The organism is Burkholderia plantarii, from assembly GCF_001411805.1.
Lineage (GTDB): Bacteria > Pseudomonadota > Gammaproteobacteria > Burkholderiales > Burkholderiaceae > Burkholderia > Burkholderia plantarii.
In genome coordinates this window covers 1,921,440-1,936,243 of the sequence record NZ_CP007213.1, presented here as the reverse complement: position 1 = coordinate 1,936,243, position 14,804 = coordinate 1,921,440, and the positions used below count along the sequence as shown (strand labels likewise).

The 14,804-nt window shown below is 70.4% G+C and carries 14 protein-coding genes and 1 riboswitch; of the genes, 2 read left to right on the top strand and 12 right to left on the bottom strand.

Going from position 1 to position 14,804, the window contains the following annotated elements:
* Positions 1–9: 9 nt before the first annotated feature.
* The 3 genes from bpln_RS25365 to bpln_RS25355 form a co-directional block, all read right to left on the bottom strand.
* Positions 10–693, bottom strand: a complete 684-nt coding sequence (locus tag bpln_RS25365; protein WP_055140349.1) for a DUF799 domain-containing protein — start codon at positions 691–693, stop codon at positions 10–12.
* A gap of 13 nt (positions 694–706) precedes the next feature.
* Positions 707–1,201 carry a DUF4810 domain-containing protein gene (locus bpln_RS25360; RefSeq protein ID WP_055140348.1) on the bottom strand — a complete coding sequence of 165 codons (495 nt, stop codon included), beginning with the start codon at positions 1,199–1,201 and terminating at the stop codon, positions 707–709.
* Between the two features lie 145 nt (positions 1,202–1,346).
* Complete coding sequence (locus tag bpln_RS25355; protein WP_055140347.1) at positions 1,347–2,033, bottom strand: CsgG/HfaB family protein; 687 nt, start codon at positions 2,031–2,033, stop codon at positions 1,347–1,349.
* A 358-nt stretch (positions 2,034–2,391) separates the two neighbouring features.
* On the opposite strand from bpln_RS25355, the gene bpln_RS36150 reads away from it, so the two are divergent.
* Together bpln_RS36150 and bpln_RS25350 are read left to right on the top strand one after the other, a co-directional pair.
* Positions 2,392–2,616 (top strand): hypothetical protein, encoded by a 225-nt coding sequence (locus bpln_RS36150; RefSeq protein WP_148654174.1) that lies wholly within the window; start codon positions 2,392–2,394, stop codon positions 2,614–2,616.
* A 124-nt stretch (positions 2,617–2,740) separates the two neighbouring features.
* Positions 2,741–4,117, top strand: a complete 1,377-nt coding sequence (locus tag bpln_RS25350) for an amino acid permease (protein ID WP_042627951.1) — start codon at positions 2,741–2,743, stop codon at positions 4,115–4,117.
* A 172-nt stretch (positions 4,118–4,289) separates the two neighbouring features.
* Here the strand turns inward: bpln_RS25350 and bpln_RS25345 are convergent, their stop codons facing one another.
* The 9 genes from bpln_RS25345 to bpln_RS25305 form a co-directional block, all read right to left on the bottom strand.
* Entirely contained in the window at positions 4,290–4,814 is a 525-nt protein-coding gene (locus tag bpln_RS25345) for a 6,7-dimethyl-8-ribityllumazine synthase (protein ID WP_042627950.1), read from the bottom strand.
* A 70-nt stretch (positions 4,815–4,884) separates the two neighbouring features.
* A riboswitch (FMN riboswitch) is annotated at positions 4,885–5,041 on the bottom strand.
* A 91-nt stretch (positions 5,042–5,132) separates the two neighbouring features.
* Positions 5,133–6,020, bottom strand: coding sequence for an ABC transporter permease (locus bpln_RS25340; protein WP_042627949.1), 888 nt, complete (start codon positions 6,018–6,020; stop codon positions 5,133–5,135).
* The gene (locus tag bpln_RS25335; RefSeq protein WP_055140346.1) at positions 6,017–6,958 is read right to left on the bottom strand and encodes an ABC transporter ATP-binding protein; all 942 of its coding nucleotides are present in this window, start codon (positions 6,956–6,958) and stop codon (positions 6,017–6,019) included. Before bpln_RS25335 ends, bpln_RS25340 begins: the two co-directional genes overlap by 4 nt.
* Before the next feature lie 109 nt (positions 6,959–7,067).
* Entirely contained in the window at positions 7,068–8,123 is a 1,056-nt protein-coding gene (locus bpln_RS25330) for an ABC transporter substrate-binding protein (RefSeq protein ID WP_055141215.1), read from the bottom strand.
* 188 nt (positions 8,124–8,311) lie between these two features.
* On the bottom strand, positions 8,312–9,241 hold the full coding sequence (locus tag bpln_RS25325; RefSeq protein WP_055140345.1) for a TauD/TfdA dioxygenase family protein: 930 nt from the start codon (positions 9,239–9,241) through the stop codon (positions 8,312–8,314).
* Between the two features lie 462 nt (positions 9,242–9,703).
* Entirely contained in the window at positions 9,704–10,672 is a 969-nt protein-coding gene (locus bpln_RS25320) for a hypothetical protein (RefSeq protein WP_055140344.1), read from the bottom strand.
* Positions 10,666–11,469 carry a MetQ/NlpA family ABC transporter substrate-binding protein gene (locus tag bpln_RS25315; protein ID WP_420807385.1) on the bottom strand — a complete coding sequence of 268 codons (804 nt, stop codon included), beginning with the start codon at positions 11,467–11,469 and terminating at the stop codon, positions 10,666–10,668. Before bpln_RS25315 ends, bpln_RS25320 begins: the two co-directional genes overlap by 7 nt.
* A 140-nt stretch (positions 11,470–11,609) precedes the next feature.
* On the bottom strand, positions 11,610–12,659 hold the full coding sequence (locus bpln_RS25310) for a formylglycine-generating enzyme family protein (protein WP_055140343.1): 1,050 nt from the start codon (positions 12,657–12,659) through the stop codon (positions 11,610–11,612).
* A gap of 7 nt (positions 12,660–12,666) precedes the next feature.
* Positions 12,667–14,661 carry an arylsulfatase gene (locus tag bpln_RS25305; protein ID WP_042627944.1) on the bottom strand — a complete coding sequence of 665 codons (1,995 nt, stop codon included), beginning with the start codon at positions 14,659–14,661 and terminating at the stop codon, positions 12,667–12,669.
* Positions 14,662–14,804: the final 143 nt, after the last annotated feature.

Below are 14,804 nucleotides of genomic sequence, written 5' to 3'. Positions count from 1 at the left end.
CCGTTCGGCTCAATCGGTGCCGAACAGCTTCGAATACGGCCCATACAGCAAGCCGTCCGGTTGACCGGCCCGCAGCAGCCGGCCATCGGCCACGCCGGCCACGTCCACGCTCTCGTCGGTCACGGTCTTCGCGATCTGCTTGACGGCGGCCTGCGCCAGCATCACGAACAGGCCGATCGTGCCGCTGCCGCTCACCCCGCCGTGGCCGCCCAGGTCGGCATCGCTCGCGTCGGCCTTGCCCTGCCAGAGCACGTCGCCCGTTTTCAGGTCGACCAGCCTGGCGGTGATGGCCACCTTGGTCACGCTGTCGATCACGCGGTACGAGGTGCCGTACTCGGACACCTTCATGTAGAGCGCCGCGTCGGCGCCGAAGATCCGGCGCAGCTTCGCGGGCGAGACTTCGGCGATGTCGTTGGGCGTGTACAGGCCGTTGTACTTGAAGGTCCGCTCCATCGGGCCGACCGGCACCACGTAGTAGCCGGATTCGGCGAGCGGCAGCGTCACGCGCGACAGCACCCCGTAGGTCGCCTTTACGTCGCTGGTGTCGTTGATGGGCGGCAGCACCACGATCGAGCGCGGCCGGCTGTGCCGGAATGCCGTGTAGTCGAGGTGCTGCCGCGGGCCGGCGCAGGCGGCAAGCAGGGTCAGCACGGCGGCGCCGGCCAGCAGCCGGGTCGATACGCGTTTCAGCATGGCAGGTCTCCCGTCAGGGTTGGGTGATCGCGGCGGTGGGCGCAGCCGTGGTCGCGGCGGCGGGCGGGGCGGCGCTCGCGGGAGCGGCCGGAGCCGCGGTCGCGGTGTCGTCGCCGCCGGCAGGCGGGAGGGCGAGCGGCGTGGTCCTGCCAGGTTTCTTCATGAGGAAATCCATGTACGGCGCGGACTCGGGAAACGATTCCTTCTCGGCCTCGAAGGCCTGCATCGCCTGCTCGTCGTTGCCGGCGCCCGCATAGAGCACGCCGAGCTGCGCCTGGAAGCCGGGCGGCGGACGCTTGCCGTCCGCGCGGATCTTCTGCAGCGCCTTCTCGAGCGCGTCGATCTGCTCCTGCGGCGCCTTCTCGCCCTTCAGATAGTCGTAGACCTCGTGCTGATAGCCGTTCCATTCGTAGAGCGACGGCGGCTGCGGAGCGGCGCAACCGGCCAGCAGCACGCTCGCGCCGACGAGCGGCAGCGCGGCACGCCGCAAGGCGATGGTGAGTGTCATGTCGGTGGTGTGGGTTGGAATCGCGCGGTGCCCGGCCGGTGATGGATGACGCCGGCCGCCGCGCGATTCGGGTTGGGATTCGGGTTGGGATGCGGGTCGTGATTGAACCGACGACCCGCATCGCCGCTCGTCGGGGCGATGCGCCTTATTTCGCGGCGTGCAGCGCACCGGCGTCGACCTGCGCGACGAGGTGATCGACGGCCTGCTGGATCGCCAGATCGAGCACCTTGCCGTTGAGCGTCGAGTCGTAGCTCGCGGTGCCGCCAAAGCCGATCACCTCGCGGTTCGACAGGCTGAATTCGCCGGCGCCCTGGCTCGACAGCACCACCTTCGAGGTGGCCGTATCGATCACGTTCAGGTTCACCTTGGCATAGGCGACCTGCTGCTTGCCGCGGCCGAGGATGCCGAACAGCTCGTGGTCGCCCACCTCCTTGCGGCCGAACTCGGTGACGTCGCCGGTCAGCAGGAAATGCGCGCCCTGCACGGTCAGCGGCCGCTTCAGGAAACCGGCCTCCTGGCGGATCTCGGCGAGGTTGTCGCGCTCGAGCACGTCGAAGCGGCGGCTCTGCTGCAGGCGCGTGATCAGAATCGTCTTGGCCTGGCCGCCCAGGCGATCGATGCCGTCCGAGAACACGCCGCGTAGATAGCTGGAGCGATTGTCGAACTTGCCGACCGCGATCGGCACCGGCGTGCCATTGAACGGCACCTGGGCACTCGGCACCAGCTCGACCGGCTGCGTGCGCGAGGCTTGCGTCGCGCAGCCGCCCAGGCCGAGCGCCAGCACGGCCGCGATCAGCGCCGGCACGGCGCGGCATCGAAACGATGAATTCATGGAGGATTCCTTATCGGATGAATGAGTCTGGGAGGGCCGGCGTGCATCCCGGCTCGCGGCCCGCGCGGCACTGGCCGCGGCAGGACATGGCCGGGTACGGAAATCGGTCGGGAGCGAATGTCGGGCCGGTGCCGCGCGGCTCGCGTCGGGCCGGCGTCAGTCGGAAGCGACGTCGGCACGGCCGGGCAAACGGCGCGCGCGCCTCGCAGCGGTGCGGACTACCGTGCGGATTCGGCGTGTCGAGGGTGGAACAGGCGTGGGCGCGGAACCTGCCGGCCACGCCGCAGAAGATGGCGATACGGCTGCGAATACGACGTCACCCAGGCCCCGATGCGATACGTTCATGATGCGTTGTTTGATGGTGTTCTCTCTCGCGCTGGAACGTACCATCGATTCGAAACGCAGCCGCGCCGGAGCGCCCGCGCGCGCCGATTCGCGCAAATCCGGACGCGCTTTGTTGATCCGAATCACGCTTTCCGAGCCGCATATCAACGGCCGGATACCGGATATGGGCCAGTTTCGCCGTACTGCCCCCGGAGCCTTCCTGCGCAAGGGTTTCGTTCGCCGCCGCGCGTCATTTTGAGCGCGCAAAACGCTTTTTCCTGCGCCCGTCCGTTGGTAAGATGTTCGTCGCCCGAGCCTGTCTAGACAACTTCAGGCACCCCGATCCCCTGAAGCCTCCCCACGACACCCATCCCGGAGCCTTGATGAAGCACTTGCAGCGCCACCTCGGCGCGCGTCACATCCGTTTTCTCGCTCTCGGCTCGGCAATCGGTACCGGCCTCTTCTACGGCTCCGCCTCGGCGATCCGGCTCGCCGGCCCCGCCGTGATCCTCGCTTATCTGATCGGCGGCGCGGCCGTCTACATGGTGATGCGCTCGCTCGGCGAAATGGCCGTGCGCGAGCCCGTGTCGGGCTCGTTCGGCCAGTACGCCACGGACAATCTCGGCCCGTTCGCGGGCTTCGTCACCGGCTGGACCTACACGCTCGAAATGGTGATCGTCGCGATCGCCGACGTGACGGCGTTCGGCATCTACATGCGCTTCTGGTTTCCCGGCGTGCCGCAATGGATCTGGGTGCTGGCGATCGTCATCATCCTCTGCGGGCTGAACCTGTGCCACGTGAAGGTGTTCGGCGAGCTCGAGTTCTGGCTCTCGATCGTCAAGGTGGCCGCGATCGGTGCGATGGTGACGGGCGGCATCGTGATCCTGATCGTCGGCATGCATCTGGGCGCGCAGCATGACGCGGCGCCGGCGCTGTCGAATCTCTGGTCGCACGGCGGCTTCCTGCCCCGCGGCGTGGGCGGGCTGATCGAGTCGCTGGCGGTGGTGATCTTCGCCTACGGCGGCATCGAGGTGATCGGCATGAGCGCGGGCGAAGCCAAGCATCCCGAACGCGTGCTGCCACGCGCGATCAACACGGTGCCGATGCGCATCCTGCTGTTCTACGTGCTGACGATGGTGGTGCTGATGTCGATCTTCCCGTGGACCGGCATCGGCACCGGCGGCAGCCCGTTCGTGATGATCTTCTCCGCGCTCGGCGTGCGCTCGGCCGCGACGATCCTGAATCTGGTGGTGATCAGCGCCGCGATCTCGGCGATCAACAGCGACATCTACGGCGCGGGCCGCATGATGTACGGGATGGCGCGGCAGGGCCAGGCCTCGCCGCTGTTCGCGGCCACCTCGCGGCACGGCGTGCCCTACGTGACGGTGCTGGTGATGACGGCCGCGCTGCTGGTGGGCGTGGTGCTGAACTACCTGATGCCGAGGGACGTGTTCGAGACGGTGGCCGCGATCGCGACCTTCGCGACCGTCTGGGTCTGGCTGATGATCCTGCTCTCGCAGGTGGCCATGCGCCGGCGCCTCACCCGCGCCGAGGTCGACGCGCTGAAGTTCCGCGTGCCGCTCTGGCCGGTGGGACCGGCGCTCGCGATCGCGTTCATGGTGTTCGTGGTGGTGATGATCGGCTGGTTCGACGATACGCGCGTCGCGCTGTACGTGGGGCTCGGCTGGCTCGCCGCACTCGGCGTGGCCTACCTGCTGCGTCAGCGCACCGCGCCGCTGCGGCGTAATCCCGAGCACTGAACCGGGCGGCTTGGCGTGGTGGCCCGGCGCGCCACATCCGCCACGCCGGGCGCGAGCCGATTCGAGCCGGCCCGAGCCGTCTCACGTCGGTTCACGTCGGTTCACGACGATCCCATCCTCGCCGTTTCGTCGCGAGCCGATCGCGATCACACGCGGCGCGCCCGGCCCGCCCTCAGGCGGCCTGCCGCACGGCGGCGTCCGCCACGCCTTCGCCGGCCAGCGCATGCAGCTTCGCCACCTTCGCGATCGTGTCGGCGCAGGCGTGCGCGAGTTCGGTGCCTTTCACGACGAAATGCTCGTGGAAGAACGTGGTGTGTTCGTGCGAGCCGTGATGGAAATGATGCGGCGTGAGCACGGCGCTCAGCACCACGGTGTCGGTTTCGAGCTGCACCTGCATCAGCCCCGAGATCACCGCCTGCGCGACGAATTCGTGCCGGTAGATGCCGCCGTCCACCACCAGGCCCGCGCAGGCCACCGCGGCGTACTTGCCGGTCTTCGCGAGCAGCTTCGCGTGCAGCGGAATCTCGAACGCGCCCGCCACCTCGAAGACATCGATCTCGGTATCGGCGATGCCGGCCTTGGCGAGCGCGGCCACGAACGCGGTCTTGCACTGGTCCACGATGTCCTTGTGCCAGCACGACTGGACGAACGCGATACGGCGCGGGAATGCCTGGGAGGAAGGGAAAATCTGAGTCATCGACAAGGTCCTGTGGTCAAGTTGAATGGGCGCACAGGGCCACACCGCACGCGTTGCGCGTGCGGAAAAACCCCGCTCTCTCTCATCCGGACTATGACCGTCGGCCCCGGAATCCCACCGGGTCGGCAGGCATCGCGCAGGTGTACCTGACGCGAGCTGTTCGCGGGCTACATGCACGAGGCACGATTACCGCCGGTGGGGAATTTCGCCCCGCCCTGAGAACGTTCGCGACGCACCGAGGCACGTCGCGGCGAAAATTTATCACAACTGGCACGAGCGCGTATGTCCACACTCGGCGCGGGGTCGGCGCCGCGTGGCTCAGGCGTGCCAGCGGCGCACGGTCAGGCGTTCGAGCGTATCGAACACGAGGTGCTCGACCAGCAGCCCGATCACGATCACGGCGGCGAGGCCCGCGAATACGCGGTCGGTATACAGCTCGTTGCGGTTCTGGAAGATGTACCAGCCGAGGCCGCCCTGCCCGGCACTCGCCCCGAACACGAGCTCGGCCGCGATCAGCGTGCGCCAGGCGAAGGCCCAGCCCACCCGCAGCCCCGACAGGATCGACGGCAGCGCGGCCGGCACCAGGATCAGCCAGACGAAACGCAGCCCGCGCAGGCCGTAGTTGCGGCCCGCCATGCGCAGCGTGGCCGGCACGCCAAGGAAGCCGGTGTACATGTTCAGCGCGAGCGGCCACAGCACCGAGTGGACCAGCACGAACAGCAGGCTGCCGGTGCCGAGCCCGAACCAGAGCAGCGCGATCGGCAGCAGCGCGATCGATGGCAGCGGGTTGAACATCGCGGTCAGCATCGACAGCAGGTCGCGGCCGATGCGCGTCGAGACCGCCACCGAGGTCAGCGCGAACGCGAGCACGGCGCCGATCGCGTAGCCGCGCAGCAGCACCGACAGCGAGATGCCGGTCTTGACCAGCAGCTCGCCGCTGGCGATGCCGCCCACGAACGCGCGCAGCGTGGCGACGAAGGTCGGCACCAGCAGGTCGTTGTCGACCACGCGCGCGACGATCTCCCAGGTCGCGATCAATACCACGGCGATCAGCACGCGGCGAAACGCGCTCGAACCGGTCACGCGCGCGGCCAGCGAGGCGCGCGCGGCCTGGCTGCCGGCATCGGCCGGTTCGAGCGCGAGTTCGTACTCGGCGCGGGCCGGCGCGACGGGAATCGACGGATGAGGCGGGTAAGGCGTGCTCATGCGCGGGCCTCCGGAGCGGTTTCGGTATCGACCGGTCCGGCCGACCCGGGCGTGTCGAACAGCAGGTGATGGATACGCGCGACGCTGCGCTGGAAATCGTCGCTGCCGATGCTGTCGAGCGCGAACCGTTCGCTGTTCAGCTCGGCCCGCACGCGGCCCGGATGCGGCGACAGCAGCAGGATGCGGTTGCCGACCACCAGCGCCTCCTCGATCGAGTGCGTGACGAACAGCAGCGTGAAGCGCGCGTCGTCCCACAGTCGCAGCAGTTCCTCCTGCATCTTGCGGCGCGTGAGGGCGTCGAGCGCGGCGAACGGCTCGTCCATCAGCAGCACGCGCGGCTGCATGGCGAGCGCGCGCGCGATCGCGACGCGCTGCTTCATGCCGCCCGACAGCGTGTGCGGATAGGCGTTCGCGAACGCCGCGAGCCCGACCTTGTCGAGATAATGCCGCGCGCGCTCGTTCGCCTCGGCGCGCGAGAGCCGGCGCGCCACGCGCAGCGGAAACGCGATGTTCTCGAGCACCGTCTTCCACGGCGGCAGCTGGTCGAACTCCTGGAACACGGCCACGCGGTCCACGCCCGGCCCGGCAATGCGCCGGCCGTCCAGCGCGATCCCGCCCGCCGCCGGTTCGACGAAGCCGGCCACCGCCTTCAGCAAGGTGGATTTCCCGCAGCCGGACGGCCCGAGCAGCACGAAGCGGTCGCCGTGATCGACCTCGAAACTCACGCGCTGGGTGGCGCGAACGACGCGCTCGCCGGTGCGGTATTCGAGCGTGACGCGATCGACGGCCAGGATCGGCTCGCCCGCCGCCGCGTCCGGCCTGGAGACTGCCGCCGGCGGTGCGCCCGCATCGAGGCGCGCGCCGGCGCGTGCCGCCGGTTCGGCGCCATTGGCGGTACGCGCGGCGCGCGGCGCCGGCCAGGCGTTCGACAGATTCATGCTCCACCTCGACAATGCGACAGACAAAACATCAACATACCGGCGCGCGCGGGCGATCCCAACCAATCATTGCCGCTATCCAAATGCCGCGCGCCGATAAGCGCGGCGCTCAGCTGCCGCCCTGCGTGGCCGGATCGTCGAAGAAATAGTCGTGGACCGATTTCGGCTCGTGACGGATCGCGCCCACGCGATACATGAACTGCGCGAGGCCGAGCGTGTTCTGCGGCGCCGTCTTGAACTGCACCTGCGGGTCGCGCAGGATCTTCAGCAGCAGCGCGCGATCGATCTTCGACTGGTTCACGCGGATGTAGATGTCGGCCGCGCGCTCGGGATCGGCCGCGATCAGTTTCGCCGCGTCGGCCAGCGCCGCCACGAACGCGCGGTAGGTCTTCGGGTTCGCGTCGCGGAACTTCGAGGTCGCGTACAGCACCGTGGCCGAACTCGGGCCGCCGAGCACGTCGTAGGAATTCAGCACGACGTGCGCCTTCGGGTTGCCGGCCAGCTCCTGCTGCTGGAACGGCGGATTGCCGAAGTGGCCGGTGATCACGCTGCTGTTGGCGATGATCGCGGCGGCCGCGTCGGGATGCGGGATCGCCTGCGTGAGCTTGTCGAGCCGGTCGAACGACTTGTCGCCCCACTGCTTCGCGGCCGCGTACTGCAGCACGCGCGACTGCACCGACACGCCCACCGCCGGCACCGCGATGCGGTCCTTGGCGGTGAAATCGGCGATCGTCTTCACGGCCGGATCGTTGCTGACGAGGTAGTACGGCAGGTTGCCGAGCGAGGCCACGCCCTTCACGTCCTGGTGCCCGCGCGTGCGGTCCCATACCGTCATCAGCGGGCCGGTGCCCGCGCCGGCGATGTCGACGGCGCCGGACAGCAGCGCGTCGTTCACGGCCGCGCCGCCCGACAGCTTGACCCAGTCCACCTGGATGTCGATGCCTTCCTTCTTGCCCTCCTGCTCGATCAGGTGCTGGTCGCGCGCGACGTTCAGCATCAGGTACACGACGCCGAACTGCTCGGCGATCCGGATCGTGCCCTCGGCATGAGCGGGCGCGGCGGCGCCGAGGCCGGCCGCGGCCACCGTGGCGGCGACGAACGCGGCGGCCGTGCGGCGCGCGTGAAGCGTGGTGCGCGCGAGCGTGGCGCGGAACGGAAACGACATCGGGAACCTCTCGGCGGCTGAAGAAAACGGGGAAATGGCGGGACGGAGACGGCGGCACGCGCGGGCCGGCGGCGCGGCATGCGAAGCCGCGACCGCGCCGACCACGGCGACGCGGCCGGCGGTGAACCGGTTGCCGGCGCGCGGACGCTCGGCGGCGTGCGCCGCCGCCATCGAACGAATCAGGCGAATCAGACCGGCACGTCGCCTTCGATCGTGGTGCGATACAGCTTGCGGCGCAGGTGGTCGGGCGTGCCGGCCGCCAGATGCATCAGCGAGCGGTTGTCCCAGAACACCAGATCGTGATCGCGCCACTGGTGGCGGTAGACGAACGCGTCGCGCACGCTGTGGGCGAACAGCTCGTCGAGCAGCGCGCGGCTCTCGTCCTCGGGCAGGCCGACGATGCGCGTCGTGAAATGCTCGCTGACGAACAGCGCGCGGCGGCCCGTTTCCGGATGCGTGCGCACGATCGGCTGCTCGACCGCCTTGACCTGCGCGATCTGCTCGGCGCTCAGGTTCGGCCGCCACGGGCTGCGCGCCTGCAGCTCGGCATAGCGCGCGAGATAGGTGTGCTCGGCGCGGCGCCCCTGCACGGCCCGCTTCAGCGCGTCGGGCAGCGTGTCCCAGGCCAGGTGCATGTTCGCGAACAGCGTGTCGCCGCCCTCGGCCGGCAGCTCCTGCGCATGCAGCAGCGAGCCCAGGCTCGGCTTCTCCTTGTACGAGAGGTCCGAATGCCAGAAATGGCCGGCGTCGCCCAGGCCGATCGGCTTGCCGTCTTCGACGATGTTCGACACGATCAGCACCTCGGGATGCCCGGGCAGCGCGAACTGGTGCAGCACGTGGATCTGCAGCGGGCCGAAGCGGCGGCTGAACGCCACCTGCTGGTCGGGCGTGATGCGCTGCTCGCGGAACACCAGCACGTGATGATCGAGATGGGCGCGATGGATGCGCGCGAACGCGGCGTCGCCGAGCGGCTGCGAGAGATCGAGGCCGATGACCTCGGCGCCGAGCGGGCCGTCGAACGGCACGATGTCGAACCCGCCCCCGGACGCATTGTCGGAAAACCGGCCGGCCGCGGCCGGGACGGAGGGGGAAGAGGCAAAAACGGCGGACGCGCTCACGTTCTACGATCCCAGCGAAACGAAAACGTCAATCTACGGCCGCGGCCGCGCCATGACAACGAAGCAAAAGCGATACGGATATCATCGGCGGTCATAACGGACGCAAGGCCGCGTCAGCCGCGAACCCGGGCGGTTTGCGCATGGAAACCGACGTGATCGCATCGAACGGGATCCGACCTCGTTTTTGCGTCGACGCGGGACGCGGGCGACGGATCTCGCGCCCCGCGCTTTCCACATGCCGTCGGCGCGGCGTCGCTGCCCCGCCGGAAGGATCGGCGAGCCATGCGCGCCCACCCCGGCCAGCACGCCCGAGGCCGACGCGAACGTGGCGTTCGTCATCGGACTGGACATACACGAGCGGACACGGAAAGCACTGACAGCGCCGGAGCCCGGCACCCTCGCCAGCCCCCGGTCGCGCCGCCATCTCGTCGCGCAACGGCGCTTGCCCTGCGCGTCGCCGCCTCAGGCCACGCCGAGCCACGCCTCGACGGCGTTCGCGTCGACCGCCGCGTGAGCCGAGGCCGTGAACGCGGCCGAGCCGAGTTCGCGCCGCAGCCGAACGAGGGCCTCGGCGAACCCTCGCAGCTCGCGCGTGGCCTCGCGATCGTCGGCGCGCCGGCGCGCGAGCGCCGTCTCGATCATCGTGGCGATCAGGCGCTGCTGACAGTCGGCGACCTCGATGCAGGCGTCGCGGCAGCGCGCCGAGACGCGCGCGATCTCGAGCAGCGCCGGCACCACCGGGATCGTCAGGCGCGCGCCCGGCGCCAGTTGCGCCCAGCTGCGCGCCCAGCCGGCCCCGCTCGCGAGCAGTCGCGCGGCCACCGCGTCGCGCCAGATGGCGCGCTCGACGCGCAGCGCCTCGCGGTAAGCGTCGAGCGCCGCCGGCGCCGCCACGCGCCCCGCTTCGACGAGCGGCATCGCGCCCGCCGCCGGCGCATCGTGCAGGCAGCCCGCGCCGAACCAGACGGCCGTGTCGCGCCGCGCGGCCAGCACCAGCGGCTGCAGCCGGTCCGGCGCGAGCGGATCGAGCGGCACCGCCTCGCAGATCGCCGGCTTGCCCGCCTCGTGCAGCGAGCAGCGCCCGTCGCCGGCCAGCGCCGGACAGCGATCGAGCGACGGATAGTCGAAACCCTGCGCCGTCAGCGCGAGCCAGTCCCGCCCCGGCGCGGTTCGCACGAACAATGTGTCGGCCAGCGCGTTGCAGGAGTCGGCATCGTTGGCATCGAGCACTTGCTCGTGGCCGCCGGTCCGCACGCGCTCGCCGGGCCGGCGGCGCGCCACGCGGCCGATCGCGAGACAGGCGGCGAAGCGTTCGCGATGCCGGAACAGCTCGCGCATCGACAGCGCCGGCGCGCTGTTGCAGCAGCGCCCGCAGGCATGGCAGGCCAGCGAGAACGAAGCGGGCGGCCCGGCTGCCGCGGCCGTCACCATGGGCGCCGCACCGAGTCCTGATAGCGGACCAGGATGAAATGCGCGATCTCGTCGGAATGACAGGCGGCGATCAGCTCGCGCACCCAGGGCCGCGCGCGGTCGGCGTCGCGCACGGCCAGCACGTCGGCGAACGGCGAGCGCGCGTCCTCGATGCCGATGCTGTCGCGCCCCGGCTGCAGGCCCGCGCGTGCCGCCGTCTCGCGATCCATCGCCACCAGCGCGGCGGCGTCGAGCGCCGCGAACAGTTGCCTGGCCGGACGCGTGACGATGCGCAGCCCGAGCCGGTTGCCGGTGATGTCATGCGGTGTCGCGTCGAGCCCGGCGCCGTCGCGCAGCGTCAGCAGCGTCTCGTTCTGCAGCAGCACCAGCGCGCGCGCCGCGGCCCGCGGCTCGGCGGGAATCACCACGCGCGCGCCCGGCTGCAGCTGGTTCAGGCCGGTGAGCCGGCGCGAATAGAGCGCCAGCGGCAGCGTGACGGTGGTGGCGACGTTGCCGAGCGCATAGCCGTGGGCGCGCCGCGCGGCGGCCAGCTGGCGCGCGTCCTCGAAGCTCGCCGCGTCGAGGCGGCCCGCCGCGAGCGCGGCGTCGATGCGGGTCGCGTCGTCGAACACGACGATGTCGAGCGGCAGCCCGCGCGCGGCGGCCACGCGCTTCACCTCCGCGAAGATCTCGGCTCGCGGGCCGGGCGTCACGCCGAGCCGCAATGGTGCCGTCGGCACCGCTGCCAGCGCGGGCGCCGGAAGCGAGACGGACGACGCCGACGACACTGCCGGAACCAGCCCGAGCGGTTCCACCAGCGGGCCTGACGCGGCCGCCGCCTGCCCGGCCACGGCAAGCAGCACGCCGACGAGCCCGACGCGAAGCGCCACGCGCCCATCCCCCCCGCCGCCCGGGCGCCCCGCCGAACACCATCGACGCGCGATACCCGCCGCCTCCCTCACGACGCATCCCTCAGGATGGTCCGAAAGCCGATATGCGAAGCCCCGAGATCCGCCTCCTGCTGCTCGCGCGACGAAGCGCGATAGCGGACGCAGTAATCGCGCGCGCAGAGGAACGAGCCGCCCTTGATCACCATCGGCGTGTCGTGGCGCAGCGCGGCCGGCGCGACGGCCGCCGTGTCGCCGTTGGTATGCGATTGATGCGGGCCGCTGTAGGCGTCGCGCGTCCATTCCCAGGCGTTGCCGATCATGTCGTAGAGCCGGAAATCGTTGGCCGCGTAGCAGCCCACCGGGGCCAGCCCGGCGTGGCCGTCCTCGGCCGTGTCGATGATCGGGAACACGCCCTGCCAGTAGTTCGCGGACGGCTTGCCGTCGGCGTCCACCGGCGCCGCGTCGAGTTCGGCGCCGTCGTGGCCGGCCTTGCCCGCGTATTCCCATTCGGCCTCGGTCGGCAGGTCGCGGCCGAGCCAGCGCGCGTAGGCCAGCGCGTCGTGCTGCGTGACGAGCGTGACCGGCAGGTTGCCGTGGCCGTCGACGTCGCTGCCGGGACCGCGCGGATGCCGCCACGACGCGCCGTCCACCCAGCTCCACCAGGCCAGGTCGCGCGCGTTCAGTTCCTCGCGATCCGGCACATGGAACACGGCCGCGCCGCCCTGCCGCTCGGCCTCGGTCACGTAGCCGGTGGCGCGCACGAACGCGGCGAACTGGGCGATCGTCACGTCGGTCTGGTCGATCCAGAAGCCGGCCACGCGCGTGCGGCCGTCGCCGGCCGGCCGTTCGTCGGGATAGCCGCGCGTGCCGCCGAACACGAAGCCGCCGCCATGCAGATGCACCATGCCGGCCAACGGATCGTCGCGCCAGCCGGCCGGCACGCCCGAGTAGCGTTCGCACTGCCGTTCGCTGCCGAGCGGCGCGAGCGCGCGGCCGCGGTTGGCCGCGTCGAACCCGGCGCCCGGCGCGTCGGCGCGCCCGGCGATGGCATAAGACAGCGCGAAGGCGGCCGCGAACAGCACGGCGCCGGCCGCCGCGAGCCTGGTCGAAAAATGCATCGCGGCCTCAGTAGTAACCGACCGGCCGCAGCGGCTCGACGCCGCCCACGCGCGCCATGTAGGCGTTCCACTGGTCGAACAGCGTGCCGACCACGTCCGGGTTCTGCGCCGACACGTCGGTGGTCTCGCCGCGATCGGTGGCGAGGTCGTAGAGCTGCCAGTGGCCGTCGGCCGGCCCGAGCGGCGGCTCGGTCCAGAGCGCCTTCCAGCGGCCGTCCGCGCTGCGCAGGTAGGCGCGCCCGTAGGCCTCGTCGCCGAACGGCTCGGTGTGGACCGCGCCGTTCGCGGTGCCGGCCAGCACCGGCAGCAGCGACTTGCCGGTGACCGGATACACGTAGCGGTTGCCGTAGACCACCTTGCCGCGGTTCGCGTCCACGCCGGTCAGCGTGTTGACGAGCGGCGGGGCCGGCTCGGACGGCGGCGTGACCCGCGCGACGTCGAGGAAGGTGGCCGTGTCGTCGGTGACGTGCGTGAACACGCTCAGCGTCGGCAGCGCGCCGCTCTGCCCCGGCAGATGGACGATCGCCGGCACCGACACGCCGCCCTCGGCCGAATAGCCCTTCGAGAGCCGCAGCGGCGTGGCGCTGACCTCGGCCCAGCGCAGCCCGTATTGCAGCCGCTGCGCGTTCTGCAGGCCGTTGTCGGTGCCGAGCGCCGAGTACACCGGATCCTGCGCGTTGGCGGTGTCGGTGGCGGTGGGGTCGGCGCCCGAGTCGATCGGCCAGCCTTCCGCGCCGTTGTCGGACTGGAACATGATGAAGGTGTTGTCGTATTCGCCGATGTCCTTCAGGTGCTGGATCAGCAGGCCGACGTTGTAGTCGAGGTTCTCGACCATGCCGGCGTAGATCTCCATGTAGCGCGCCTGGGCGCGGCGCTCGGCCGGCGACAGGCTGGCCCAGGCCTTGTCGACCTTGCCCTGCCCGTAGTCGCTGTAGCCGGCCGAGGCCGGATGCACGGCGCTGATGTACCGCGCCGCCGGCGTGCCGTTGTTGGCGGTGGCGGGCGAGCGCGTCAGCGTCTCGGGCAGGCCCTCGAACGGCGTGAAGTCGGCCGGAATCAGGCCGAGCGCCTTCTGGCGCGCGATCCGCGCGTTGCGGATCGCGTCGTAGCCGGCATCGTAGACGCCCGTGTAGTTGTGCAGCCACGGGTCGGGCACCTGCAGCGGCCAGTGCGGCGAGGTGTAGGCCGCATAGGCGAAGAACGGCTTGCCGTCGCCGTGATTCGCGTCGATGTACGAGATCAGCCGCTGCGTGTAGAAGTTGGTCGAATAGAACACTGCCGGGTTGCCGCCGGCGCCGCCCGGCTGTCCGGGCTGGCCCGGCTGCACGTAGCGGCCGTCCTCGGTGTAGTTCTGCGAGCCGGCCGGCTCGTGCGCGAAGTGGTTGGTGGCGGCGCCGCCGAGCAGCGCGTAGCTGTGCTCGAAGCCCCATTGGTCGGGCGTCTGGCCGCTGCCCGAGGCGCTGCCGACGATGCCCGAGCCGAGGTGCCACTTGCCCGCCATGTAGGTGTGATAGCCGGCGTCCTTGAGCAGTTGCGCGACCGACAGCGAGCGGTCGTTCAGGTAGCCCTCGTAGCCGGGCAGGCCCTTGCGCTCGTCGGTCGGCACGCCCATCGTGCCTTCGCCGACCAGGTGGTGGTCGGTGCCCGAGATCAGCATCGAGCGCGTGATCGCGCAGACCGTGCCGGCATGATGGTTCGACAGGATGCGGCCCGAGGCCACCAGCGCGTCGAGGTTCGGCGTGTGGATCTCGCCGCCGAACGCATGGATGTCGGAGTAGCCGAGGTCGTCGGCCATGATGTAGAGGATGTTCGGCCGCTTCTGCGCGAGCGGCGGCGCCGGCGTGGTGGACGTCGCGGGCGGGGCGGCCCCGTCGCCGTCGCTACCGCCGCACGCGGCGAGCGACAGCACGCCGGCGAGGGCCGCGACGCCGAGGCGCAGACGCGGACGCAAACGCGAAGGAGCGGATTCGGAACGGGACGAAGGCGCGGCGGACGGATTCATTGTGGTTGGCGCGGGCGGTGGTTTTGTGATGGCATGCCATCGGGAGCCGCGATGGTAGCCGCGCGGCCTGCCCCGCCAAAGTCCGATTCCTGCGATGCTAAAGCGTGCCGGGAATAAGAGCGCCAACACAAATCATCCACGAA